This window comes from Sphingomonas sp. Ell38C01 (assembly GCF_055231975.1).
Map to the genome: position 1 here is coordinate 3612501 of NZ_JBUYVA010000001.1, position 23060 is coordinate 3635560.

At 65.2% G+C, this 23060-nt stretch carries 20 protein-coding genes and 1 pseudogene; 14 read left to right on the forward strand and 7 right to left on the reverse strand.

Features of this window, described 5'->3' with window-relative positions:
- The first annotated feature begins 251 nt into the window (after positions 1-251).
- Together ACV7NO_RS17060 and ACV7NO_RS17065 are read left to right on the forward strand one after the other, a co-directional pair.
- Positions 252-1454: a hypothetical protein gene (locus ACV7NO_RS17060; RefSeq protein WP_463407144.1), complete on the forward strand. Its 1203-nt coding sequence runs from the start codon at positions 252-254 to the stop codon at positions 1452-1454.
- Positions 1451-2089 (forward strand): 4'-phosphopantetheinyl transferase family protein, encoded by a 639-nt coding sequence (locus ACV7NO_RS17065; protein ID WP_463407145.1) that lies wholly within the window; start codon positions 1451-1453, stop codon positions 2087-2089. Before ACV7NO_RS17060 ends, ACV7NO_RS17065 begins: the two co-directional genes overlap by 4 nt.
- Before the next feature lie 441 nt (positions 2090-2530).
- On the opposite strand, the gene ACV7NO_RS17070 is transcribed toward ACV7NO_RS17065, so the two are convergent.
- Positions 2531-3532, reverse strand: coding sequence for a LysR family transcriptional regulator (locus tag ACV7NO_RS17070; protein ID WP_463407146.1), 1002 nt, complete (start codon positions 3530-3532; stop codon positions 2531-2533).
- A 5-nt stretch (positions 3533-3537) separates the two neighbouring features.
- Between ACV7NO_RS17070 and ACV7NO_RS17075 the strand changes: the two genes are divergently transcribed.
- A complete protein-coding gene (locus tag ACV7NO_RS17075; RefSeq protein ID WP_463407147.1) occupies positions 3538-4473 on the forward strand; it encodes an alpha/beta hydrolase in 936 nt (311 codons plus the stop codon).
- 49 nt (positions 4474-4522) lie between these two features.
- On the opposite strand, the gene ACV7NO_RS17080 is transcribed toward ACV7NO_RS17075, so the two are convergent.
- Positions 4523-4654 carry a hypothetical protein gene (locus tag ACV7NO_RS17080; protein WP_463407148.1) on the reverse strand — a complete coding sequence of 44 codons (132 nt, stop codon included), beginning with the start codon at positions 4652-4654 and terminating at the stop codon, positions 4523-4525.
- An 83-nt stretch (positions 4655-4737) separates the two neighbouring features.
- Positions 4738-7581: a TonB-dependent receptor gene (locus ACV7NO_RS17085; protein WP_463407149.1), complete on the reverse strand. Its 2844-nt coding sequence runs from the start codon at positions 7579-7581 to the stop codon at positions 4738-4740.
- A gap of 311 nt (positions 7582-7892) precedes the next feature.
- Here ACV7NO_RS17085 and ACV7NO_RS17090 point away from each other — a divergent pair, with 311 nt between their 5' ends.
- The 9 genes from ACV7NO_RS17090 (at position 7893) to ACV7NO_RS17130 (ending at position 16153) form a co-directional block, all read left to right on the forward strand.
- A complete protein-coding gene (locus ACV7NO_RS17090; protein ID WP_463407150.1) occupies positions 7893-8999 on the forward strand; it encodes a mandelate racemase/muconate lactonizing enzyme family protein in 1107 nt (368 codons plus the stop codon).
- Positions 8996-10264, forward strand: coding sequence for an MFS transporter (locus tag ACV7NO_RS17095; protein WP_463407151.1), 1269 nt, complete (start codon positions 8996-8998; stop codon positions 10262-10264). The genes ACV7NO_RS17090 and ACV7NO_RS17095 overlap by 4 nt, the downstream gene beginning before the upstream one ends.
- Positions 10265-10336: 72 nt before the next feature.
- On the forward strand, positions 10337-11044 hold the full coding sequence (locus tag ACV7NO_RS17100) for a GntR family transcriptional regulator (RefSeq protein ID WP_463407152.1): 708 nt from the start codon (positions 10337-10339) through the stop codon (positions 11042-11044).
- Between the two features lie 4 nt (positions 11045-11048).
- Positions 11049-11888, forward strand: coding sequence for an amidohydrolase family protein (locus ACV7NO_RS17105; RefSeq protein WP_463407153.1), 840 nt, complete (start codon positions 11049-11051; stop codon positions 11886-11888).
- Between the two features lie 130 nt (positions 11889-12018).
- On the forward strand, positions 12019-12357 hold the full coding sequence (locus ACV7NO_RS17110) for an L-rhamnose mutarotase (protein ID WP_463407154.1): 339 nt from the start codon (positions 12019-12021) through the stop codon (positions 12355-12357).
- Complete coding sequence (locus tag ACV7NO_RS17115) at positions 12354-13085, forward strand: SDR family oxidoreductase (RefSeq protein WP_463407155.1); 732 nt, start codon at positions 12354-12356, stop codon at positions 13083-13085. The genes ACV7NO_RS17110 and ACV7NO_RS17115 overlap by 4 nt, the downstream gene beginning before the upstream one ends.
- 7 nt (positions 13086-13092) lie before the next feature.
- Positions 13093-14244: an FMN-dependent L-lactate dehydrogenase LldD gene (gene lldD, locus ACV7NO_RS17120; protein ID WP_463407156.1), complete on the forward strand. Its 1152-nt coding sequence runs from the start codon at positions 13093-13095 to the stop codon at positions 14242-14244.
- Between the two features lie 3 nt (positions 14245-14247).
- Positions 14248-15105 carry a fumarylacetoacetate hydrolase family protein gene (locus tag ACV7NO_RS17125; protein ID WP_463407157.1) on the forward strand — a complete coding sequence of 286 codons (858 nt, stop codon included), beginning with the start codon at positions 14248-14250 and terminating at the stop codon, positions 15103-15105.
- A 7-nt stretch (positions 15106-15112) separates the two neighbouring features.
- Entirely contained in the window at positions 15113-16153 is a 1041-nt protein-coding gene (locus tag ACV7NO_RS17130; protein ID WP_463407158.1) for an aldo/keto reductase, read from the forward strand.
- Positions 16154-16916: 763 nt separating this feature from the next.
- Here ACV7NO_RS17130 and ACV7NO_RS17135 read toward each other — a convergent pair.
- Positions 16917-17527: pseudogene (locus ACV7NO_RS17135) on the reverse strand (IS6 family transposase); the annotation flags it as partial.
- A gap of 150 nt (positions 17528-17677) precedes the next feature.
- Here ACV7NO_RS17135 and ACV7NO_RS17140 point away from each other — a divergent pair.
- Positions 17678-18919, forward strand: a complete 1242-nt coding sequence (locus ACV7NO_RS17140) for a NupC/NupG family nucleoside CNT transporter (RefSeq protein ID WP_463407159.1) — start codon at positions 17678-17680, stop codon at positions 18917-18919.
- A 3-nt stretch (positions 18920-18922) separates the two neighbouring features.
- Here the strand turns inward: ACV7NO_RS17140 and ACV7NO_RS17145 are convergent, their stop codons facing one another.
- Positions 18923-19897, reverse strand: a complete 975-nt coding sequence (locus ACV7NO_RS17145) for a nucleoside hydrolase (RefSeq protein ID WP_463407160.1) — start codon at positions 19895-19897, stop codon at positions 18923-18925.
- 76 nt (positions 19898-19973) lie between these two features.
- Positions 19974-20663: a hypothetical protein gene (locus ACV7NO_RS17150; RefSeq protein ID WP_463407161.1), complete on the reverse strand. Its 690-nt coding sequence runs from the start codon at positions 20661-20663 to the stop codon at positions 19974-19976.
- Between the two features lie 57 nt (positions 20664-20720).
- On the opposite strand from ACV7NO_RS17150, the gene guaD reads away from it, so the two are divergent.
- Positions 20721-22106, forward strand: coding sequence for a guanine deaminase (gene guaD / locus ACV7NO_RS17155; RefSeq protein WP_463407162.1), 1386 nt, complete (start codon positions 20721-20723; stop codon positions 22104-22106).
- On the opposite strand, the gene ACV7NO_RS17160 is transcribed toward guaD, so the two are convergent.
- The gene (locus tag ACV7NO_RS17160; protein WP_463407387.1) at positions 22103-23020 is read right to left on the reverse strand and encodes a formylglycine-generating enzyme family protein; all 918 of its coding nucleotides are present in this window, start codon (positions 23018-23020) and stop codon (positions 22103-22105) included. The genes guaD and ACV7NO_RS17160 overlap by 4 nt on opposite strands.
- Between the last annotated feature and the right edge of the window lie 40 nt (positions 23021-23060).

The window sequence follows — 23060 nt, forward strand, 5'->3', positions numbered from 1 at the left end:
TGATAGCAGTATCCGCCCACCCCGTACTGCCTGAGAGGTTAAAATTCAGCGTAGTCCGCACGATCGACACACGGTTAAGTGCCGGCCGGCTTGGCCCTGCAACGATGACAATCTACCAATCTGGCGCGCTGGATGAGAAATAAATCTTGTTAATGAGGCTCATAAGACAAAATCTTATTCACGATGACAATATTGATGGCGCGACGGCGATTAAAGTGCCTATTAACGAAACCGCGTTACTGGGCGTCATCATGACCGTGATCCCCACTCCCGTCTATCCCGATGCCCGGCCATCCGGTGCTTCGCCCGATAGCGCGCAGATGCAGCCGCTTGCACCGGCGCGATTGGAGATGGTGGCGAACTACCAGATCGACGTAACACACCGTGCGCCGGCCGATCGCGGTCCGATTGCCCGTGCGCGGGACACATTGTCGCGGATCGTCGCGTTGCCCGCGGATCGGCTGCCGTCGCGCGCGACGGTTCGCGCCGCGTTCGGCGACAAGGCACTGGCCGTGATCGCCGGATCGTTCGCCCGCCCCGCCGCCCTGGCGCGCAGGCGGCGACAGCTCGCCGCGGCGATGCCGCGCATACCCGACAACCACTGGCCCGATGTGACCGAACTGGTGCAGCGCGGCAACACGCTCGACAGCGACGTCCACGACGCCTTCTTCCACATCTATCGCAGCGAGGATCAGCCCGAGGTCCGTCATCTGGCGATGATCCTCGACGCCGCACTGCTTCTTCAGGCCGATCTCGGCGATTCGCAAACGGCGCTCGACGATACCATGCTCGAACGCGTCGCGCGCGGGATCCAGGAATGCTTCGCGCTGGCGACAGGCGTGCGACCCGCGACGCTGATGTTGCCGCCACGCCGGACCGGCACGATCGACGATCCCGATCGCGCGGCGCGGCGCTGGCTGCGCGGGCATCACATCTTCCTCGCGATCACGCACGGCCTGATAAGAGCGCTCGACGATGTCGTCGACACCGCGCCCACGCAGGCGGGCGATACCGCACACGAGACGAATCGGATGGCGGCGCTGGCGTCGTTTTCGGCGCTGATCGACGCGTCGGCCGACGCGATCTGCCTGACGGGCGATTTCTGCGCGCACATCTACGATCAGGTGATCCGCGTGGCGATGGCGCCGCCGTTCATGCCCGAAGGGTTCAGTGGCGTCTTCTCGAGCGATCATCGCCATCTCGTCCGCCGACTGCGCGAGGAGCGGCCGATGTTCGAGGCGTTGCGCGACGGCGTGCCCGGCCCCCATGCCGATCTGGTCGCCAGCATGATCCGGCTCTATGACAATCACAAACAGGTCTGTGCACGGTTCGTCGGCGTCGATCGCGCCAGTCTGCTGATGTCTCCCGGCACCGGGCAGACCGCGATCGACCAGCTCGAGCGGTTCAAGCAAAGCCGCCTGCGCAGTCTGGGCGTCGCCCCCGCGCGCTCGTGACGATCCGGCCCGCGGGGATCGCGATCCACAGCCGGAATCTTTGCCGCGATTGGTCCCCGGCGCTGTGGGAGCCACTGTCGCCGGACGAGCGCGACCGTGCGGACCGCTTCGTGAAAGCCGACGACCAGCGCCGGTTCGTAACCGGGCGGCATCTTGTCCGCACGACGCTCGGCACACTGCTGGGATGTGCTCCAGCCGATGTCTCAATCGTGATCGACGGTTACGGCCGGCCCGGTATCGCCGATGCGCCCCCATTTAGTCTTACCCATGCGGGCGACCATGTCGTGCTTGCGATTGCCCCAGAACAAGGGCTGGCGATCGGAATCGATATCGAGACGATTCGACACGATATCGATCCGCTCACGCTTGGTCAGCAGGTATTCGCGGCGGCAGAATTGGATGCTCTGCGCAATGCGCGCGACCGGATCGCGCTGTTCTTCCGGTTATGGACGCTCAAGGAAGCCGTATTGAAGGCCGCGGGCCAAGGCCTGCTCGTCAATCCTTGCAGCCTATCCATCGACGTGTTGGCCGACCCCCCGACGATCCTGAACGCCCCCGCCGACCTGTCCGTCGGCGGATGTGCCATCCTCCCCGCCCCGCCCGGCCATGCCGCAGCGCTGGCCTGGTGTCGCTGACGCCGCGCGACGCCGCCAACCGCCAGAACCGGCGCATCGCCCGCTCTCGGCGTCGAAACGGTAGATGACTGTTCTCCACCCGGTTCTGCGACTGATCCGCTGCCGGCGGATATCGCCGGCAGACCGCGGACCAAACCTGTTCCACCACAGCCTTACCGTCTCATGGCAGATGTCGATCCCGCGCTCGAAAAGCAGATCCTCGGCTTTGCGAAGCGACAACGGGAAGCGGACCTACATCGGCTCCACCGGCCTTACGACCTGCGGTGAGGAGTTGAACCTGCCAGACGGGCTGGGCGGCAATGCGCTCGTTTTCTGGCTCATTTTCCATATATACCAGTCCCCTGCCCCAACTGCCACGTTGGTTTGACGGAGCCAGTTTTGGGAATAGTCAGGGTGCTTGAACGTGTGAACGCCTAGCTTTGGCCCTGACACACAGCACGTTCAGGTGGTGGGCGGAGTCGGAAGGCCGATATTCAGCGCCAGCAGATCGATGAATCGACGGACCTTGGAAGCGAGGTGGCGGCGACTTGGATAGATCATGCTGATCGGCACCGGGGGTGCCGCATAGTCCGCCAGCAGCGTCACGAGGCGGCCATGGGACAGATCCCGGTCGACAAGGTAGCGGGGCAGGAACGCCAATCCCGCCCCGGAAACCGCAGCATCGCGTAATGCTTCCCCACTGTCGAGCGAAAGACGTGCTCGCGGCTTGACCGCGACCGTCGTGCCCTCGACCGCGAACCGCCAGGCTCGCTTATGCCCGGCGCTCATGTAGTTCAGGCAGATGTGGCCTGACAGGTCGTCGGGGTGCCGGGGTGACGGATTCACCGCCAGATAGGCGGGGCTTGCGACGACCAGGTCATGCTGATGGGTCAGGGTTCTGGTGATGAGGCTGCTGTTCTCGCGAGCCTCGCCGATGCGGATTGCCAGATCGATGCCGTCCTCGATGATGTCGCTGACCCGGTCCGTGAAACTGACATCCGCCTTGAGCTTGGGCCACGACGCAAGAAAGTCGTTGAGCAGCGGCAGGATCATCACGCGTCCGAACGTCATCGGCGCGGTCATCCGGAACAGGCCCTGCGGCTCTCCGCCGCCGTCCGACATCGACGACTCCGCGTCTTCGAGGTCGGCGAGAATCTGCGTGCAGCGATCGAGGAAGACACCGCCATCATCGGTCAGCCCCAGGCTGCGTGTCGTTCGGTGGAACAACCGCACGCCCAGCCGATCCTCCAGGCGGGCGACGCTCTTGGCTATGCCCGATCGCGTCATCGATCGCGCGCGTGCCGCCCCCACGAAGCTTCCCGCTTCCGCCGCCGCCACGAAGGCGACGATATCATTGATATTTCCAGGTGCCAGGACGCTTCCGCTCCTTCGCAGTGTCGACAGCCATTCGCCAATCGATGGCCTATATGAATCATCTGAGCAGATCAGCGACAGCAGGAGCAAGCGAAATGGCCTTCAACGACATGGTGACCCACCGCCTCGACCAATGGGCCGAAAGCCTGCAGGATCTCGGCCCCGTCATCCTCGGCGAGAACACCGATGTGACGATCGAGGAAATCCGCCAATCCTATGTGCGCAAGATGGCCGAACATCCGACGCCCGCCGACGTGCGCATCGAGCAGGTCGACATGGGCGGTGTACCAGCGACGCTCGTCACCCCGGAGGAGATCGAGGGCGACCGGGTGCTCTTCTATATCCACGGCGGGGCCTATATCGTCGGCGGGCCGGGTGGCTATCACGGGCTGGCCGCCGCGTTTGCGAAGGCCATGAAGGCGCGCGTCTACCTGCCGGACTACCGACTGGCGCCGGAGCACGCGTTCCCCGTGCCGATCCAGGATACGTTCGCCGCCTACCGTTGGCTGATCGCGCAGGGTCAGAACCCGAAATCGGTGACGTTCGCGGGCGACTCCGCCGGCGGTGCGATGGTCATCTCGGTGATGGTCATGGCGCGCAATGCCAGCGTCCCTCTACCGGCCGGCGGGGCGGCACTCTCGCCTTGGGCGAACCTGGAGCACACCGGCGCGTCGATGTTCAACCGCGAGGGGCTGGACAAGCTGAACACCAAGGCAGGCCTCGACCTGATGGCCCGCACATTTCTGGGCGGCGCACTGCCGAACAGCCCCGAGGCGTCACCGGTCTTCGCCGATGTCCGGGGACTGCCGCCGATCCTGGTGCAGATCGGGGAAGGCGAACTGATGCTGAGCGACGCCATCCGCCTTGCGGCGCATCTGGGCGAGAACCGCGTACGCGTCTCGCTGGAGGTATGGCCGGACATGTTCCATGTCTGGCACATGTTCCATGCCGAACTGGACGAAGGGCGGGAGGCGATCGCGAACGCCGCGGCATTCCTGGATCAGGCCATCAGAACGGCTTTGGCAGACTAGGTAGTCGGGCGCGCTGCGCATGCATCATGCGTGGCGCGCTGTTCGTCAGCTACCGGCGCAGCGTCGGATTGATCGCCCGCACCACCGCATCCGTCGCGCACCGCCATGCGCATGGGTCTTCCTCCGCCCAGGACAGATGCGCGCGCTGCATCGTCGGCGCCGCCGCGCCGTCACCGGCCATGCTTCCCGCCTCGTCCAGAACGACGGCCGTTACGCCTGACGTGCCGACATCGAGGCCAAGAAACATGGCCGGTATCTGATCGATCAGTAGAAAGCGCGCACCGCGAACGCGATCGTACGGCTGCGCTGGATGAACGACCGGAAAACGTCGGGATCGACGATATAGTCGCGCCTGTCCGCCCGCGTCAGGTTGGTGCCCGTGACGCTCAGTTCGAGATGCTGGAGCGGACGATAGGAAATGCTGGCATTCAACTGGCCATATCCCTTGGTAAAAGTCGGCTGTGCGGCGCGATCGTTGCCGCCGCCCAGCGCCTGGAAGTAGCTCGACCGGTAGGCATAGGCGACTCGGGTCGCGAACGGCCCCTTCTCGTAATAGGCTACCGCGTTCGCATTGTGCTTCGATGCACCCGGGAAGCCGTAGGACGTAGTGCTGGCTACGCTGTCGATGCTGATCTTTGAGTTGATGTAGGTGTAATTGCCTTGCACGCCGAAACCGTCCCATGGCGCGGGCAGGAAGGTGAACGGCTGGTTCAGCCCGATCTCTGCGCCATAGACGCGACCGTCGGAGGCGTTGACCGGCTGGGTAACGTCCAGTCGGGTTGCACCCTGTCCGGGAACCGTCGTGTTCAGCGTGACCGTGCGCAGGATGAAGTTGTCGACGTTCTTGTAGAAGCCGCCAACGTAGAGCGCACCGCCGCCACCGGTGTAATATTCCAGTGTGGCATCGAACTGCCACGCCGTTAGCGGCTTCAACTGCGTGTTGCCCAGCGTCGCCGTGCCGCGCTGGCTGCGGTCGACGCGCGGGTCGTTGGGGTCGTAGTAGCTGACTGCATTGCGAGGTGCCGTGTCCTCATACTCCGGGCGGGACATGACGCGCGACACACCGAGCCGTAGGCGCAGATCATCGCTCGCGCTGATGTTGAGATTCGCCGACGGCAGGAACGTCCAGTAGCGGTTGGTGTCGCTGGTCGGCGTCAGCGTCTGGCTCAGCGTCGCGTTCAGCCCGTTGAGGATCGTCGTGCTCTGCGCCGATCGCGAGGTCAGATCGGTATGAACCGCGCGCAGGCCGACGTTACCCTTGACGGGCACGCCCGCCAGCGTGCCATCACCCTCGGCCTGGGCGTAGAGAGCTGTCGTCGTCTCCAGCGCCGTGACGGCGAAAGATGCATCCTCCCGATCGATCGGCGCATCGCGTAGCGCCGGAACGAGGTTCTCCGCCGCCGGATAGTCGAGGAAGGGAACCGGCACGCCGAAGTTGAAGCGAGTCAGGAAATCGGCGCTGGTCCCGTTAAACACGACGCTGGGCAACTGCTGGGAAATCGCGGTGCTGAAGCCCGTGGCCATATCCGGCGCGGGCACGAACAGCGACGTACTGCGCAGACGGATGGTGGTGTTCTGGTAGCGTGCGCCTGCCTTCAAAACGAGATTGGGCGTCGCATCGAAGGCGACGTCGCCGCGCAGCGCGTGGGCATGCGATCGATTGAAGTATTTCCGCCCGAAGAAGCCGTTGAAGACGCCGCCCGCCGGCGTCGTGACGTTGGTCACGCCGGTGATCGTGGGGACCATCGTACTACCGTCGAATTGCACATTGAGATTCGGCGCGCTGGTCCCACCGAAGAACAACCGCAGATCCTGATCGTAGCTCCCGTTCGAATAGCCGTAATCGACACTCGCACGGATACGCTCACCGGTGTATTTGATGTTGCCGCCAGCGACGATCGCGTACTGATCGTTGAAGAACTTCAGCGGCTGCGGATCGAGCGTGACGCCCGGGCCGGTCCCGCCGGCGTAAGTGAGGCGCGAGGTGTCAAAACCGATCAAGCGCCCGTCGCGCGTGGTGTAGCCGCCCGGACGCGCGACCCCGTCATAGACGCTGTTCGCGCTATTGAGCTGAAGGTCGCTGGTCGGGCGATACTGGCGGTTGAGGAACTTCGAATAGGTGCCGTCCGCGGTGAATTCCCAATGGTCGTTCGGCTTGAACTGAAGGCCGCCGCTGAACGCGAGCCGGGTAATCTTGCCGTCGTTCTTGGACGTTGTGATGCGCGAGGGCACCAGCACGCCCCGCTCGATTCGGTCGACCCGGCCGTCGGCATTGTCGTCGAACGAAAGGTCGCGGGTGGCGAAGCGCGAGAACAGCTCCGAATTCGCCGTATCGCCCCGTGACCACAGGCCAGACAGGTAAACGCCGAGCCTGTTGTCGAGAAGCTTGGTGCCGACGATCCCACTGATCCGCGGAATGAAGTTCTTGGTCTGGTCGTCGTAGTCGGCGCGCGTGGTGACGCTGCCGAACGACGTGCCGCCGCTGGGTACGCGATAGTCCAGCGGGCGAAGCGTCTGGACGTCGATCGCGCCGGCGATCCCCGTTTCGACGAGGTCAGCGGTCGGGGTCTTGTAGACCAGCATGCCGGATATGACCTCCGTCGGCAGCACATCGAGATTGACTTGGCGCAGCGACCCGATACCCTCATTGCCGCCGGTCAGCGGAACGCGGCCATTGAACGTAACCTGTGTATAGCTCGGTCCAAGCCCGCGGATCGATGCCCGGTCACCGGCAGTGCCGCTATCGTTCCGCTCGATCTGGACGCCGGGAACGCGCTGCAGCACATCGGCGATGTTGACGTCGCTGAAACGGCCGAGATCCTGGCTGGTGACCGCCTCGACCACCGAGCTCGCGTCGCGCTTGACGGCGACAGAACGCTCCGCAGACGCACGATAACCAGTGACGACGATATCCTCGACCTGAGACGCATCGGCCGCATCCGTCGTCGTGGACGACGGGGCGGTCGCGGCCACGGGGTTCTGCGGCTGCGGGGCCGTTCCGGAGGGCGGTACGGTGGCGGCGCTACCCGACTGCGCCGACGCAACCGATGCCTGCGCCAGAGAGAATACCCCTGCCGAACACAGGCAGATCAACCGCAGTCGCTTCATTATCACTCTCCCTAAAATGCAGATCGCTCGCCGCACTTGAGCCAGTAGATGACGGTAATCTGAATTTCATTCAAGACAAAAAATGACAAAATCACCACGTTCTGATATTTCACGCAGTTGATTTGGTTGGTCGCCACCTCAGGGCCGTATGGCCTTCTTGTCGATGCTAGGGCGGTCCGATGGAGCCAGGTACGTCGTGAAGCCGCTAGAGGCGACGCTGGACCGGCAGGCCAAGCCGATTTGTAAAAGCCTCTTGCAGGCCAATACCAGATATGTTTTATGGATAGTTGAAATATCAGATCAGGTAAAAAATGAGCAACGGGACGAGGATAGCGGGATTCCGCATCACACGCTTTCAGTATCCTCGTGACCGACCGGTCGGGGACTCGCAGGTGCGAACGACCGAGGTCAACGTCGCTGCAATAGAATTGCTTGACGCAACGAATCGGGCCGGACTGGGCTTCGCCCAGACGCTGTTCGCGGTCCTTCCCGAAGCCGTCGAGATCGAGAGAATCTTTCTGGAGCAGGCTTGGCCCAGCCTTGAAGGAAAGGAGCCCTCCGCGCTCGCGCTTGCCGTGCGCAGGTCGCGCGGGGGCAATGTGCGGCGCATGTCGCTACCGTTCGAAGAAGCGATCCAGCAGGCGGTGTGGGATCTGTTCGCGCAACAGCAAGACCTGCCATTGTGGCGGATGCTGGGGGCGGAGCAGTCGTCCGTGCCGGTCTATGCCAGCGGGCTCGATTTCCATCTTTCGGATCATGCGTTCACCGAACTGTTCGGCAATGCCGCCGAACAGGGCTATCGCGGGTTCAAGATCAAGGTCGGTCATCCCGACTTGGAGCGCGACGTCCACCGGCTCGACCTTCTACGCCGCGCAGTTGGATCCGATCGTCCGATCATGATCGATCCCAACGAGGCGTGGAATGCCGGTCAGGCCATCGACGCGCTGCGGACGTTCGAGCGGGCCGGGCACCGCATCTTCTGGGTCGAGGATCCGGTGCCGCGCGACGATATCGACGGGCTGCGTCTGATCCGAAGCCTTGGCATCACCCGCGTCAACGCCGGCGAATATCTCGACCTGTCGGGCAAGCGCCGCCTGCTCGAACAGCGCGCGTGCGACATGCTCAACGTCCACGCGCAAGTCGGCGACGTCATGCGCGCGGGTTGGCTGGCGAGCGAGCACAATGTCGAGGTGACGCTTGGCAACAGTTTCCTGGAGATCGGCGTCAATATGGCGCTCGCGCTGCCCGGCGTGCGATGGCTGGAATACAGCTTCCAGAACTTCGATCATCTGGTGGAGGAGACGTTCGCGATCCGCGACGGCATGATCTTCGGCAACGATGCACCTGGCCATGGGCTCCGCCTGAGCCGCACCGCGCAGGATGAATCCCGCGCGGTGCCCGCATTGGTGGTGGCATGACAGCACCCTCGCCTGCTTCCGCTCGCATAACGCAACGCGCGGGGCAGCGTGATTGGCGACTGATTCTCTCGCTCGGCGTGGTGTTCTTTGTTCTGCTGACGCTCTATGCGGCGGTGCTGGGCGTACTGTTGCCCAACCAGATTCAAGACATTGATCCTGAAACGAAGACGCGGTCGCTGGGCATCGTGTTCGCGGTCACCTCGGTGTTCAGCACGCTGGCGACGCCGCTTGCGGGTGCTTTCTCCGATCGGACGCGGTCACGCTTCGGCCGGCGGACGCCGTGGATCGTCATTGGCGGCGTCATCGGCGGGATCGCCGTCATTCTGGTGCCCTACGGATCTGGTATCGTCGCAGTCACCGCCCTTTGGGTGGTCGCGACGATCAGCCTCAACTCGATGCAGCCGGCGATCACCACTATCGTTGCCGACCGGTTCGCCGCGGAAGAGCGCGGCTTCGTATCCGGCGTCGTCGGCGCGGCAATGACTGCGGGGATATCGGCCGGCACCATCTATGGCGGGCTGCTCGCCGACGATCTGTCGCGCGCCTACGGCGTTCTTGGCGTGGCCATCATCGTCGTTTGCATCGGATTCGTCGCGCTCAACCCGGAGCCGAGGGGCGTGCTGAAGCCGGCACCGCCGTTCCGTCTAGGCGCCTTCGTACGATCCTTCTGGATCGATCCGCGCGAGCATCCTGACTTTGCTTGGGCCTTCCTCGGCAGATTTACCATCTACATGGGCTATCAGGCGATCGTCACATACCTGCTCTATATCCTGCAGGATCATATCGGACTGAGCCAGGACAACGCGAACACCACCATCGCACGCCTGTCGTCGGTAACATTCGTGACATTGGTCTTCTCAGGTCTGATTTCGGGCTGGCTTTCCGACCGGTGGCAGCGTCGCAAGCCGCTGGTGTTCGTCGCAGGCGTCGTCATGGCGCTCGCCGTCGCCGCGCCACTCGTCTACCCCACGACCGGGGGCATGCTGGCCTATGCGGTGCTGATCGGGCTCGGCTACGGCGCTTTCATGTCGGTTGACCTCGCGTTGATGACGCAGGTTCTGCCTGAAAGCGAGGCCACCGACGACACCGGTAAGGATCTGGGCATCCTGACCACCGCGGTCAACGTGCCGCAAATCCTCAGCCCTGTGTTTGCCGCGATGCTGCTGGGAGCCACCGGCAACGACTATCCTCTGCTGTTCATCGTGGCGGGCCTGTTCGTCGTGGCGGGCGCGTGCCTCGTTCTCCCGATCCGGTCGGTGCGATGATGGACATGCGAGTTGGCGCCCGACAGGCTTTGCGGTTGATCCTTTCTCGTAGGAGCGTCATTCTGACATGCCATGCCACGATTGAAAATCAGCGCCATACCGGCGAGCGACTTGGCCGCGAGCCGGCAAGAAGCCGAGCTCCCGTTGGCGGAGAAGGCATATCGTGCAATCCTGCAAGGATTGTTCGACCGGACCATTCCCGCAGGCGCGGAAGTTTCGCAGAACGAGTTGATGCGGCTGCTGGGTCTGACCGTCCAGCCATTGCGCGACGCATTGCGTACGCTGGAAACGGAAGGTCTGGTGACGATCCACGCCCGATCGTGCATCCGGTTCGTGAAGGCGGATCTGGAACTGTCGCGATCAACCTATCAGTTCCGATCGCTGATCGAACGGGCGGGCGCACGCGCCATGGCGGAAATGGGCGATGCGGGAGAAATCGCCCAGATGATCGCAGCGCACGGCGATCTGATCGCGATACTGGAACAACGCGATCTGGGGCCGTCCGAAGAGGACCGCCTGGACCAGTTGGAGGAGCAACTGCATGGATCGTTGATCGCTGCTCTACGCAACCCGCTGATCGAAACGACCGCGCGACGTCTCAAGAACTACGTCACCCTCGTCAGGCTCGATCGGCTGGTGACCCGGCCGTTAGCGCTACGAACCCTGCGCGAGCATCTCGATATCCTGAAAGCGTGCGCGGACCGCGACGCGGACGCCGCGGAAGCGGCCCTTGCGCATCATTTCCAGCAGGCGCTGCAACGGATCCTCGGAATGGCGTAGCGACATGCGGGTGATCGACGCGCATCACCATCTGTGGGCGCTCGACACCACAGGGCACGCGTGGCCGACCCCGGCGGAAGCGGTGATCCATCGTGATTTCGGTAGAGCCGATCTCGCGTCGGCGGCGGCGCATGTGCCGCTGGTGGCGACGGTCCTGGTTCAGTCGCAGCCAACGGACGCCGATACTGACTGGATTCTGGCGACAGCCGATGGCGACCCCCTGATCGCAGCTGTGGTCGGGTGGGTGGATCTGGCCGAGCCGACCGCGCCGACGCGGATCGCCGCGCTGGCCGGACGGCGCAAGCTGCGGGGTGTGCGGCCGATGCTGCAATCGATCGCGGATACCGACTGGCTGATGAGCGCGGCGCTGGAACCGGCGCTCGACGCGATGCGGATGCACGGTCTTCGCTTCGACGCGCTGGTGCAGCCGCGTCACCTTCCGATGCTGGCGCGTTTCGCCGATCGCTGGCCCGATCTGCCGATCGTGATCGATCATGCCGCCAAGCCGTATGTCGCCCGCGGCGTCCTCGATCCCTGGCGCGAGGATATTGCTGCGCTCGCAGCGCGCGGGGCGTGGTGCAAGCTGTCCGGCCTGCGCACCGAGCAGACCCCCGGCGCGGCTACCGATGAGTTGAGCACCTGTGTCGATCACCTCGTTGCCTGTTTCGGCGAGCGCCTGATGTGGGGCAGCGACTGGCCGGTGCTGCGGCTGGCGGGCGACGACCTAGGCGACTGGTTCCGCGACGCCGACCGGCTGACCGGACTGCAAGGCCCGGCACGCGACCGGTTGTTCGCCGGAGCGGCCGAGGACTTCTACGGACTGGAGCCCAATCGATGCGGATGACGATCGCGACCGCGGCCACGCGCGCGCCGGCGAGACCGCGCCGGTCCACCATCGACCGCGCCATGATGGCGTGCGCAGTGATCGAGCCGGTGGCGGTGCCGAAATGACGCTGTGCCGCCAGATCCGGATCATGGACCTGCACGACGATGCCACGACGCTTGCGGCGTACGATCATGCGCATTCGCCGGGCCAGACCCCGGCCGCGGTTCTCGCGGCGCAGCGCCGCCACGGCATCGCGGACATGGAGATATTCCGCGTCGGCAACCGGCTGGTCATGCTGATGGACGTGACGGCGGACTTCGACCCCGATGCGCTGGATGCCGAACGCGCCGTACAGGCCGTCATCGACAACTGGCACCGGCGCATGGCCGGACTGCAACGCGCGCCGTTCGCGGACGGCGTGGTCTGGCCGGAGGCGCAGCGCGTGTTCCGGCAATCCGATCATCTGACGACGATGGAGGCTTCATGACAAGACTGGCCGGCAAGCGCGCCCTAATCACCGGCGCGGCGCAGGGTATCGGGCGCGCGACCGCCGAATTGTTCTTACGCGAGGGCGCGGAGGTAATCGCGATCGACGTACAGGGCGATGCGCTGGCGACGCTGGACGGGTGCACGACGAAGGTCATCGACCTGCTCGATGCCGTGGCCGTCGATGCGCTGGGCGCGGAGTTCGGAACGATCGACGTGCTCGTCAACTGCGCCGGCTATGTAGATGCCGGCGACCTTCTGTCGACCGGGGAGCGTGGCTATCGGCTGTCATTCGACCTCAACGTCGACGCCGCGATGCGGATGATCCGCACGCTACTACCGACGATGATCGCGGGCGGCGGCGGATCGATCGTCAACATCGCCTCGGTCGCGGGCACGATGATCGGCGTGCCCAACCGCTTCGCCTATTGCGTATCCAAGGGTGCGCTGGGCGGCCTGACAAAATCGGTGGCGGTGGATTACGTCGCGCAGGGTATTCGTTGCAACGCCATTTGCCCCGGCACCGTGCAGTCGCCGTCGCTCGACCAGCGCTTGGCAGCGACCGGGGACGCCGATGCGGCACGCGCCGCCTTCGTCGCACGCCAGCCGATGGGTCGGATCGGCACCACGACCGAGATCGCCGCGCTCGCGCTTTACCTCGCGTCGGACGAGAGCGCCTACACCACCGGTTGCCTTATGGCGGTCGATGGTGGCTGGACGATGGCCTGAGCCGGCGATGACCGCGATCGCCTCGGTCGAGGATTTTCGCACCGCAGCGCGCCGGCGGCTGCCGCGCTTCCTGTTCGACTATGCCGACGGGGGCGCGTTCGCCGAGGAGACGCTGCGTCGCAACGTCGCCGACCTGCGCAGTCTCGCGCTGCGCCAGCGCGTACTGCGGGACGTCGCAACACTCGATCTGGGCACCAGTTTGTTCGGCTGTCATCTGCCACTGCCCGTCGTGCTTGGCCCGGTCGGGATCGCCGGCATGTTCCGGCGCCGCGGCGAGGTGCAGGCGGCGCGCGGCGCGCATCAGCACGGCGTGCCCTTCACGCTATCGACGGTCGGCATCTGCGCGATGGACGAACTGCGCAAGGGCGCGTCCGACGGCCCCTTGTGGTTCCAACTCTACGTCATCCGCGACCGCGGCTTCATGCGCGAACTGATCGCGCGCGCGAAGGCGGCAGGTGCGGAGGCACTGGTCTTCACCGTCGACATGCCGACCCCCGGCATCCGCTATCGCGACGCGCATTCGGGCATGTCGGGGCCGGGGGCGGCGGTGAAGCGGATCGCGCAAGCGATCGGCAAGCCTGGCTGGGCATGGGACGTAGGCATCAAGGGGCGGCCGCACCGGCTGGGCAACCTGGAGCCAGTGCTCGGCAATGCCAGCGGGCTGAACGATTACATCGGCTGGCTAGGCGCCAATTTCGATCCTGGAATCCGCTGGCGCGACCTGGACTGGCTGCGCACCGAATGGGACGGCCCGCTCGTCATCAAGGGCATCCTCGATCCCGAGGATGCACGCGCCGCCGCCGACTATGGCGCGGAAGGCATCGTCGTCTCCAATCATGGCGGACGGCAGCTGGACGGCGTGCTGTCCACCGCCGCCGCACTGCCGCCGATCGTGGCGGCGGTGGGCAACCGGCTGACCGTGCTGGCCGATGGCGGCGTCCGCTCGGGGCTGGACGTCGTTCGCCTGCTGGCACTGGGGGCGAAAGGCGTGATGCTGGGACGCGCATGGCTCTGGGCGATGGCGGCGCAGGGCGAGGCGGGCGTCGACCGGATGCTGACGATGCTGGCGCGCGAGATGGCAGTCGCGATGACGCTGACCGGCGTCAACGCCGTTTCCGCGATCGACCACAGGATACTGACCGAAACATCGAAAGGATAATCCATGAAGCTCTGTCGTTACGGCGAGGCCGGCCAGGAAAAGCCCGGTGTGATCGACGACGAAGGCCGCATCCGCGACCTGTCCGCGCATGTCGCGGATCTGGGACCGGCCGAGATCGGTCCCGATGCCCTGCGCCGCCTGTCGGCGATCGCACCCGGTGACCTGCCGCTGGTCGATTCGGGCGTCCGCTATGGTCCGCCCGTCACCAGCACGCGCAAATTCATCGCGATCGGTTTGAACTATGCCGACCACGCCGCCGAATCGAACCTACCGATCCCCGAAGAGCCGGTGGTGTTCAACAAGTGGGTGAACTGTATCCAGGGGCCGAACGACCCGGTTACGATCCCGCGCGGATCGATCAAGACCGACTGGGAGGTCGAGCTGGGCATCGTCATCGGATCGGCCGCGCACGACATCGACGAAGAACGAGCGCTCGATCATGTCGCCGGCTACCTCGTCGTCAACGACGTCTCCGAACGCGAATGGCAACAGGAGCGCGGCCCGACGTGGGACAAGGGCAAGGGCTTCCCGACCTTCGGCCCCATCGGCCCGTGGTTGGTGACGGCGGACGAGGTCGGCGACCCACAGGCCTTGTCGATGTGGCTGGACGTCAACGGCGAGCGCAAGCAGGACGGCAGCACCGCGACGATGATCTTCTCGGTGGCGCAGATCGTCGCCTATTGCTCGCGCTTCATGATGCTGGAGCCGGGCGACATCATCACTACCGGCACGCCCCCAGGCGTGGGCCTTGGCCAGAAGCCGGCGCCGTGGTTCCTGAAGGCGGGCGATGTGGTGACGCTCGGCATCGCCGGTCTCGGCGAGCAGCGCCAGGACTTCGTCGCCGCACCGGCCAGGAGTTGAAGGCGCGATGATCGATCTGCCTACCCGCCCGCTCGGGCGCACGGCGCTCCATGTGACCGAACTCGGCTTCGGTGCGGCCTCACTTGGCAATCTGAACCGGCCCATTGACGACGCGACAGCGCAGGCGGCGGTGCATGCGGCGCTGGCGGCCGGGATCAACTTCGTCGATACCGCGCCCTTCTACGGTCGAGGTCTCAGCGAGCGACGCGTCGGCGATGCGCTGCGCGAACATCGTTCCGGCGTCGTCCTGTCGACAAAGGCGGGTCGGTTGCTGGCGCCCGACCCCTCCGCCTCGGCGACGGAAGCGCGCGACGGCTTCCTCTCGCCAATGCCGTTCCGCGTCACGTATGATTACAGCCGCGACGGCATTTTGCGGTCGTTCGAGGCCAGCCTGCATCGCCTGGGCCTCGATCGCATCGATGTGCTGCTGGTCCACGACATCGGCCGCTTCGTGCAGGGCGACGCGCATGACGGCTATTGGGAGCAGCTCACGACGGGCGGCGGGTTCGATGCACTGGTGTCGCTGCGCGAACAGGGGGCGATCTCGGCATTCGGGCTGGGGGTGAACGAGGTGCACGTGTGCATCGACGCGATCCGCGCCGCGCCGGTTGACGTGTTGCTGCTCGCCAATCGCTACACGTTGCTCGAACAAACCCCGCTCGACGCCCTGTTTCCACTGTGCGCGGCAAACGGCGTGTCGGTGATCGCCGGGGCGCCATACAACAGCGGCATCCTGGCCACCGGTACGCGTGGATCGGGCACGCCGTTCTACGACTACGGCCCCGCCCCGGCCGACGTCGTCGCGCGGGTGCGGCGGATCGAGGCGATCGCGGATGGCTTCGCGGTCCCGTTGTCGGCGGCGGCGCTGCAATTCCCGCTGGCGCATCCGTGCGTCGCCAGCGTCCTGCCGGGCATCGGCGATCCGTATCGCTTGGCGCAGACGCTCGACGGATATCGATTCCCTATTCCCGATGCCTTCTGGCAAGCACTGGCAACGGAGGGTCTGGTGCGGGCCGACGCACCTTTGCCGTCCTTGGTGGCCCGGTGAACGCGACCGTCCGCGTCACGTGACGCCTCCCCGATCCGGTCGAGCAGGTGTTGGCGACCCGTCACGTCGCCGTGCCGAACGACGGTGACCGGCCGCTCGGTCATCATGCCCTGATTGCGGCGATGCGCGAGGTCGATATTCGCTGCTGTCAGTCTAACGCGAACCACCGCCTGGGTTAACGAGCAGGCCTTCTGCGCTTTCTTGATCCTAGCACTCTTTTCAAGAAGCGCTGGCTTCAACAAACAGGTAGCAATGGACTTCATATCAGCACCCCACAGCATGCCGCAGGGGTGAATAGCTCGATCGACCCGCAAAGGACCGCAGATCGAGCCACTCATCCTTACGGACGAGAAACCTGATCGGCGTTTCTTTCCTTGGGCGACGATAGTTGCGCTCTCACACGGCCTGATATCTATCGATGCTCCGTCGCGACTGGATGCAAGAGGTTTCTAGTGTGTGTGTCGATTCTTTGTTGCCGACCGCCAAGTTACCTGTTTTGCCCGGTTAAATACCTGTTCAGAACCTGTTCTGATATCGCCACGACGTGCGGCTGCCGTGCTCCAGCCGTGTTTGAAGAAGCTTACTATCCGCACATTTCCGCCGATTTTTGCACGCTCGCTCGCCATCGACGATGCACCGAGCCCGTCACGCCGGCGATGCAATAAAAACTTGCCGTGAAACAGGTTTAACACCCAAAACGGTGCTGTCAGTCTAACATGAACCGCTCTCTACACGATGCACTCCGGGCTTTGGGTGCGGCAGCCTAGCTCGCGAGGATTTGCCACTCGGCCAGTGCGGCCGAGCGGCGTTGCTTGTAGGTCTGTCGGTCGACGAGATGGCGTTCCAGGCTGAAATGGTTGTGGACGTTGGCATGTATCGAGGCGAACTTTTGGAGCGTCTTCATCCGCCTGAACCGGAGCATCGCCCGCTCTCGTCGTCGAAACGGCAGGTGGGAGTTCTCCACCCGGTTGTTGGCCCAGCGGCCGACCTGCTGCTTCTCGGCATTGCCTAGGTCCTTCATCGCCGCGCGGTACGAGCGAAGGCCATCGGTGGTGACCTTGTCAGGGGCGCCGTGGCGCTTGAGCGCCTTCTTCATGAAGGTGAGTGCCGCATCCTTGTCGCGGGTCCTGGTGATGTACCTCTCCAGGATCTCGCCCTCGTGATCGACCGCACGCCAGAGATACACCATCTCGCCGTTCGGCTTCACGTACATCTCGTCCATGTGCCAGCGCCAGTGCCGGAAACCCAGCACCCGGCTCGCCCGCGGCGGCGGATGTCGCCCGCGAACATCGGACCGAACCGGTTCCACCACATCCGTACCGTCTCTTGGCAGATATCGATCCCGCGCTCGAACAGCAGGTCTGACAGTACCCGTCTGACAATGCCCTCCGCTTCGACTTGAGTATTATCACTTAACTCGTTGTGCTGATCCGGCCCCGGTGATACGCATCGGACCTGAGCTCTGCGGTCCCGCTCCCATCTCGCAGGCCGCACGGGACAGATCGGAACGCGATGTCGGAAATCTTGCGCGCACTTATCGGGCTCGGGGTGTTCACCGGCATCGTCTGGCTGTTGTCGTCGCGCAAGCGTGGCTTTCCGGTCGGATTGATGGCGCGAGGGCTGGGCTTTCAGGTCGTGCTGGCGTTGTTGCTGACGCGCACGCCGATCGTCACCTCCGGCTTCTTGTGGCTGTCGCACGGGGTGCTGGCGATCCAGGCGGCGGCGACCACCGGCACGGGGTTCGTCTTTGGCTATCTGGCGGGAGGCCAACAGCCGTTCGTGATGGCGCAAGGGGCAAGGGCGCCGTTCCTGTTCGCATTCCAGGCGGTGCCGGTCATCCTGCTCGTCGGATCGCTGTCGGCGGTGCTGTGGCACCTGCGCGTCCTGCCGCCGGTCATCCGCGTCGCGGGTCGCGTGTTCCAGCGCCTGCTGGGCGTCAGCGGCCCGGTCGGCACCTTCTCGTCGGCCAGCATCCTGCTCGGCAGCGTCGAGGCGCCATTGCTCATCAAGCCGCTGCTGCCCGCGATGACGCGCAGCGAGATCTTCATCCTGATGGTCAACAGCATGGCGATCGTCGGCGGATCGATGATGGTGGTGCTGGGCACGATTATGGGCCAGCGCACCCCCGATGCGTTCGGCTATATCCTGATGGCGACCTTGATCGGCACGCCGATGGCGATCGCGGTAGCGCGCGCCATCCTGCCCGACGACACGGTGACGCAGGGCACGCCGATCGCGATGGAAAGCCGCTACCACGGGCTGGTCGACGCGGTCGCGGAGGGCGCGATGGCGGCGGTGCGGCTGGCGGTGACGGTCGTCGTGCTACTGATCGTGTTCGTCGCGATCTTCGCGCTGATCGACACCGTGCTGATGCTGTTTCCGGTCCCCGGCGGCCTGAGCGTCGCGCGGATTCTCGGCTGGCTGCTGACTCCCGCCGCCTGGCTGATGGGCTTTCCGGGCGGCGACGTGTCGACCGCGGCGAGCATCATCGGCAGCAAGGTCGCTGCCAACGAGGTGCTGGCCTATACCCGCGTTCTCGCGCTGCCGCCGGGCGCGATCTCGCCGCACGGTCTGGTCATGATGACCTTCGCGCTCAGCAACTTCGCCAATTTCGGCAGCGTCGCGATCGTGATCGGCCTGTTCTCGTCGATCGTGCCCGAGCGGCGCCACGATGTCGCGGCGCTGGGCATGCGGGCACTGGCCGCTGCGCTGGTCACGACCTTCTTCACCACCACGGTGGTCGGGCTGGTCACCGCGCTGGTGTGACCGCTATCCTGCCAGCGCAAGCCTCAGTCGCTCGCGGAACCCCGCGGTGTCGACCTTCTCGAGGATGCGGACATTGGCCTCGCCCGCCGTGCCCAGCGCCGGGTCGGCCTCCGCCTGATCGGGCAGCAGGGTCGACGACACGCTAGTATAGCCGCGGGTCAGCCCCTGCTCCGTACTGACCTCGACCCGGCTCATCCGATGGCCCAGGATCGACCCTGCGTCGAGCGCGCACGCCATCAGCATGGCATCGGGATGCAGCGTCCCGCCGTGGCCGTAGCGGTCGCGGCTGAACCGCGACGACTGGCGGTTGACGTCGGTGAAGAAGCGCGACCGCGCCGTCCCTAACGCCTCCAGCGCCGCCAGGTCGTCCTCGGTCAGCCGCGAGTGCGCGACCGTGCCGGTCCAGGTGAACATCGACGTCGGGAATCCAGCACGCAGCACGATCGCCGCCGCCTCAGGATCGACGTAGATGTTGAATTCGGCGGCCGGCGTCACGTTGCCGATGCCATTGTCGGTCCCGCCCATGATCCACAGATGGCGCACCGCCTGTGCGATCCGCGGCTCCTTCGCCACTGCGACCGCGATGTTGGTCAATGGTGCCAACGCGATCAGGCTGATCTCGCCTGGGTTGCGCATAATGCATTCGATCATCGCGTCGACGGCATGCGCCTCGTCCGGCCGCTGGAGCGCACGGTCGAAGGACATGTCGCTCATGCCGTCGCGGCCGAACACATAGGTCGCGTCGATCGGGTCGCGCAGCAGGGGGCGACGACAGCCCGGTATCACCGGCACCTGCCCGCCCAGCCCGGCGACCTCGATCGTGTAGAGCGCGTTCTCGACCTGCTGGTCGAAATCGACGTTGCCGTTGCAGATCGTCACCGCCTCGACCGTCGTGTCGGGGTCCGACAGCGCCAGCAGCAGTGCGAAGCAATCGTCGCCCGCGGTATCGGTGTCGATGATGAAACGGTTGTGCGTCACGCCGGTGTCCTGCGCCAATCGCGCCGGATGGGGTGGCGCGGATGCCACCTTGCCAAAATCCTGAGTTTAAGTAAATCTACTGAACGTGCCCATCACCCGATCTCATTCTGCGCCGCACTTGCGCAAAGTTCGATATGGCGGGCACGGCCAGCGCGATGGCATTGTCGAGCACGTCGAACAGGCTGGATACCAGGCCGCTGGCCGCATCGCGGCTTTCGCGGTCGATCAGCGAGGCGAAGAACATCCAGCCGATCAGCTGCAACTGGTGGGTGACCAGGTCGGAGTCGAGTTTCAGGACACCCGCCAGCCGGTCTATGATCGTCTCATACTGCGCCACGTCGTCACCGAACGGGTGGAGGTGCAGTCCGCCCGCGTCGGGGCGGGCATAATAGTGCAGCCAGAAGCGCGCGAAGCTGTGCCGCCCCTGCGCATCGACCTGTTCGGCGATCGGCAGGTAGATGACCTCCAGCAGCGCCGCCACGTTGCGCAGCCGGCGCGCACGGCCCGCGATGCCGAGCAATTCGGCGCGCCGTTCGAAGATCAGCCGCCCGCGCGCCTCGAAGATCGCGCCGACCAGCCCCTCGCGGCTGCCGAAATGATACTGCACCGAATATTTGTTGGCCTGCTGCGCTTCCTGCGCGATCTCGTGCATCGCGACGCTGAACCCGCGGCGACCCATCATCGTCTCGCCGACCGCCATCAGCTTGCCCGACGTCGTCGTGGTATCGAGCGTCATCGGCACCGGCATGTCGGCAAGTTGCGGCATGGCGATTTCCTAGAACAATATATCGGCACGGCAAGGCGCTTGTAGGGATCTGAAGCCATGGATGTGAGCACAGGCGCGGCGTTTCTGGTCAGGGGCGCCTATTTCCACGCCACCGATGCCGACGCGATTACGATCGTCGCCGACGGGCTGATCGAGGTCGACGCGGCGGGTCGGTGCGCGCAGGTGATCAATGCCGACGCGGCAGGCGGCCAGGCGCTAATCGACCGCCATGCCGCCAGCGGGCGCCTGTATGCACTGCCCGCGGGCACGTGCCTGATGCCCGGCATGGTCGATCTTCACTGCCACGCCCCGCAATATGCCCAGATCGGCACCGCGCTCGACCTGCCGCTCGAGGACTGGCTGCAGCACTATACTTTCCCGACCGAGCGGCGCTTCGAAGACCTGGAGCTCGCGACCACCGTCTATTCCGCGGTGGTCGACGACCTGCTGGCGTCGGGCACGACGACCGCGCTGTACTTCGCAACGATCCATCTCGCCGCGACGAAGCTGCTCGCCGACATCTGCCTGGATCGCGGCCAGCGCGCGCTGGTCGGCAAGGTGACGATGGACTTGGCCGACAGCTGCCCGCCGGATTACCGCGACGCCTCCCCCGCAGCGGCGCTCGCCGACAACCGCGCGCTCATCGACTATCTGCATGCGCATCCCGACAACGCGGATCGTCGCGTCCTTCCGGTCATCACCCCGCGCTTCATTCCCGCGTGCAGCGACGAGGTGCTCTATGGCCTGGGCGCGCTCGCCCGCGAGACCGGCTGCCACGTCCAGACGCATTGTTCGGAAAGCGACTGGGAACATGGCTACGTCCTCGACCGCCACGGCATGACCGACGCCCACAGCCTTGACCGATTCGGCCTGCTCGGCAAGCACACCGTACTGGCCCATGGCAATTTCCTGGACGATACCGACATGGACCTGCTGCGCACGCGTGGCAGTGCGGTCGCGCATTGCCCGCTGTCGAACATTCATTTCTCCGACGCCGTCTTCCCGCTGGCGCACGCGCTGTCGCGATCGGTCCGCGTCGGGCTCGGCAGCGACGTGTCGGGTGGATACGATCCCGCAATGCTCGGGTCGGTGCGCGCGGCATTCAATGCCTCGCGCCAGCTGGAGAAGGGCGTCGATCCCGCCCTGTCGCGCGACCGGCGCGGCCGGACGGGGTCACGCGTGACGCTCGCCACCGCCTTCCACCTCGCCACCCGCGGCGGCGGGGAAGCACTGGGCCTGCCGATCGGGCTGTTCCGGGCCGGCTATCACTTCGATGCGGTGCTGGTCGACTATGACCACGCCCATGGCGGCATCCGGCGGTTCGGATGCGCGATGAACCAGGATCTGGTGTCGCGCATCCTGCTCAACGCGACCGCGTCCAACCTGGCCGCGGTGTGGGTCGGCGGGCGACTTGTCTCCAACCGCAGCGGGCGGGTCGGCTAGGCGCCGCGGATCACGCAGCGAAAGCCGATATGGCTGGTCGCGCTGTCGGTCGTCTGGGGATGCCGCGCGGCGGGTCGGTAACGCTGGCAATAGTTTGGTGCGCACAGGTGCGATCCGCCCTTCAGAACCTTGCGCCCGAACCGCGTATCGCCCTGCGCGGCATCGACACTCTCGCGCCGCGTCGCGCCGCGCGGGTTGGCGGGGACGCAGCAGGCGCCCCTGGCCTTCACGTGGCGGCGCGGCATCGCATACCAGTCGGCGGTCCATTCCCAGACGTTGCCGATCATGTCGTACAGGCCATAGCCGTTGGCCGGAAACGCGCGCACCGGCGATGTCCGCTCGTAACCGTCGTCGAGCAGGTTGCTGAACGGGAACAGCCCCTGCCAGGTGTTAGCGCGGTGGACGCCGCCGGGTGCCAGTTCATCGCCCCAGGCGAAATCGGCGTCGTCCAGTCCGCCGCGCGCGGCATATTCCCATTCCGCCTCGGTCGGCAGCGCCTTGCCCGCCCACGCCGCATAGGCCGCGGCATCGTCGTAATTGACGTGGACGACGGGATGATCCCACAGCGCGCCGAGGTCGCTGTCCGGCCCGTGCGGGTGGCGCCAGTCGGTGCCGAAGCTGAACGTCCACCACTGCGCATAGTCGCTCAGGTCGACGGGCCCGGACGTCCGCTGGAACAGCAGCGACCCGGCCTGCGCCATGCCGGGCAGCATGTCGGGATAGTCGGCGGGGTCGGGTGCGATCTCGGCGAAGGTGCGATGGCGCGTCGCCGCCACGAAACGCGCGAAATCGCGATTGGTGACGGGCGTCTCGTCGATCCAGAACGCGCCGACCCTGACCCGGCGGACCGGCGCCTCCTCGGGGTAATAGCGGTCCGATCCGATCGCAAACGTGCCGCCGGGCAAGTGCAGCATGCCGGCAGTGCGGGCGTCGATCGGTGCGGATGCGGACGGG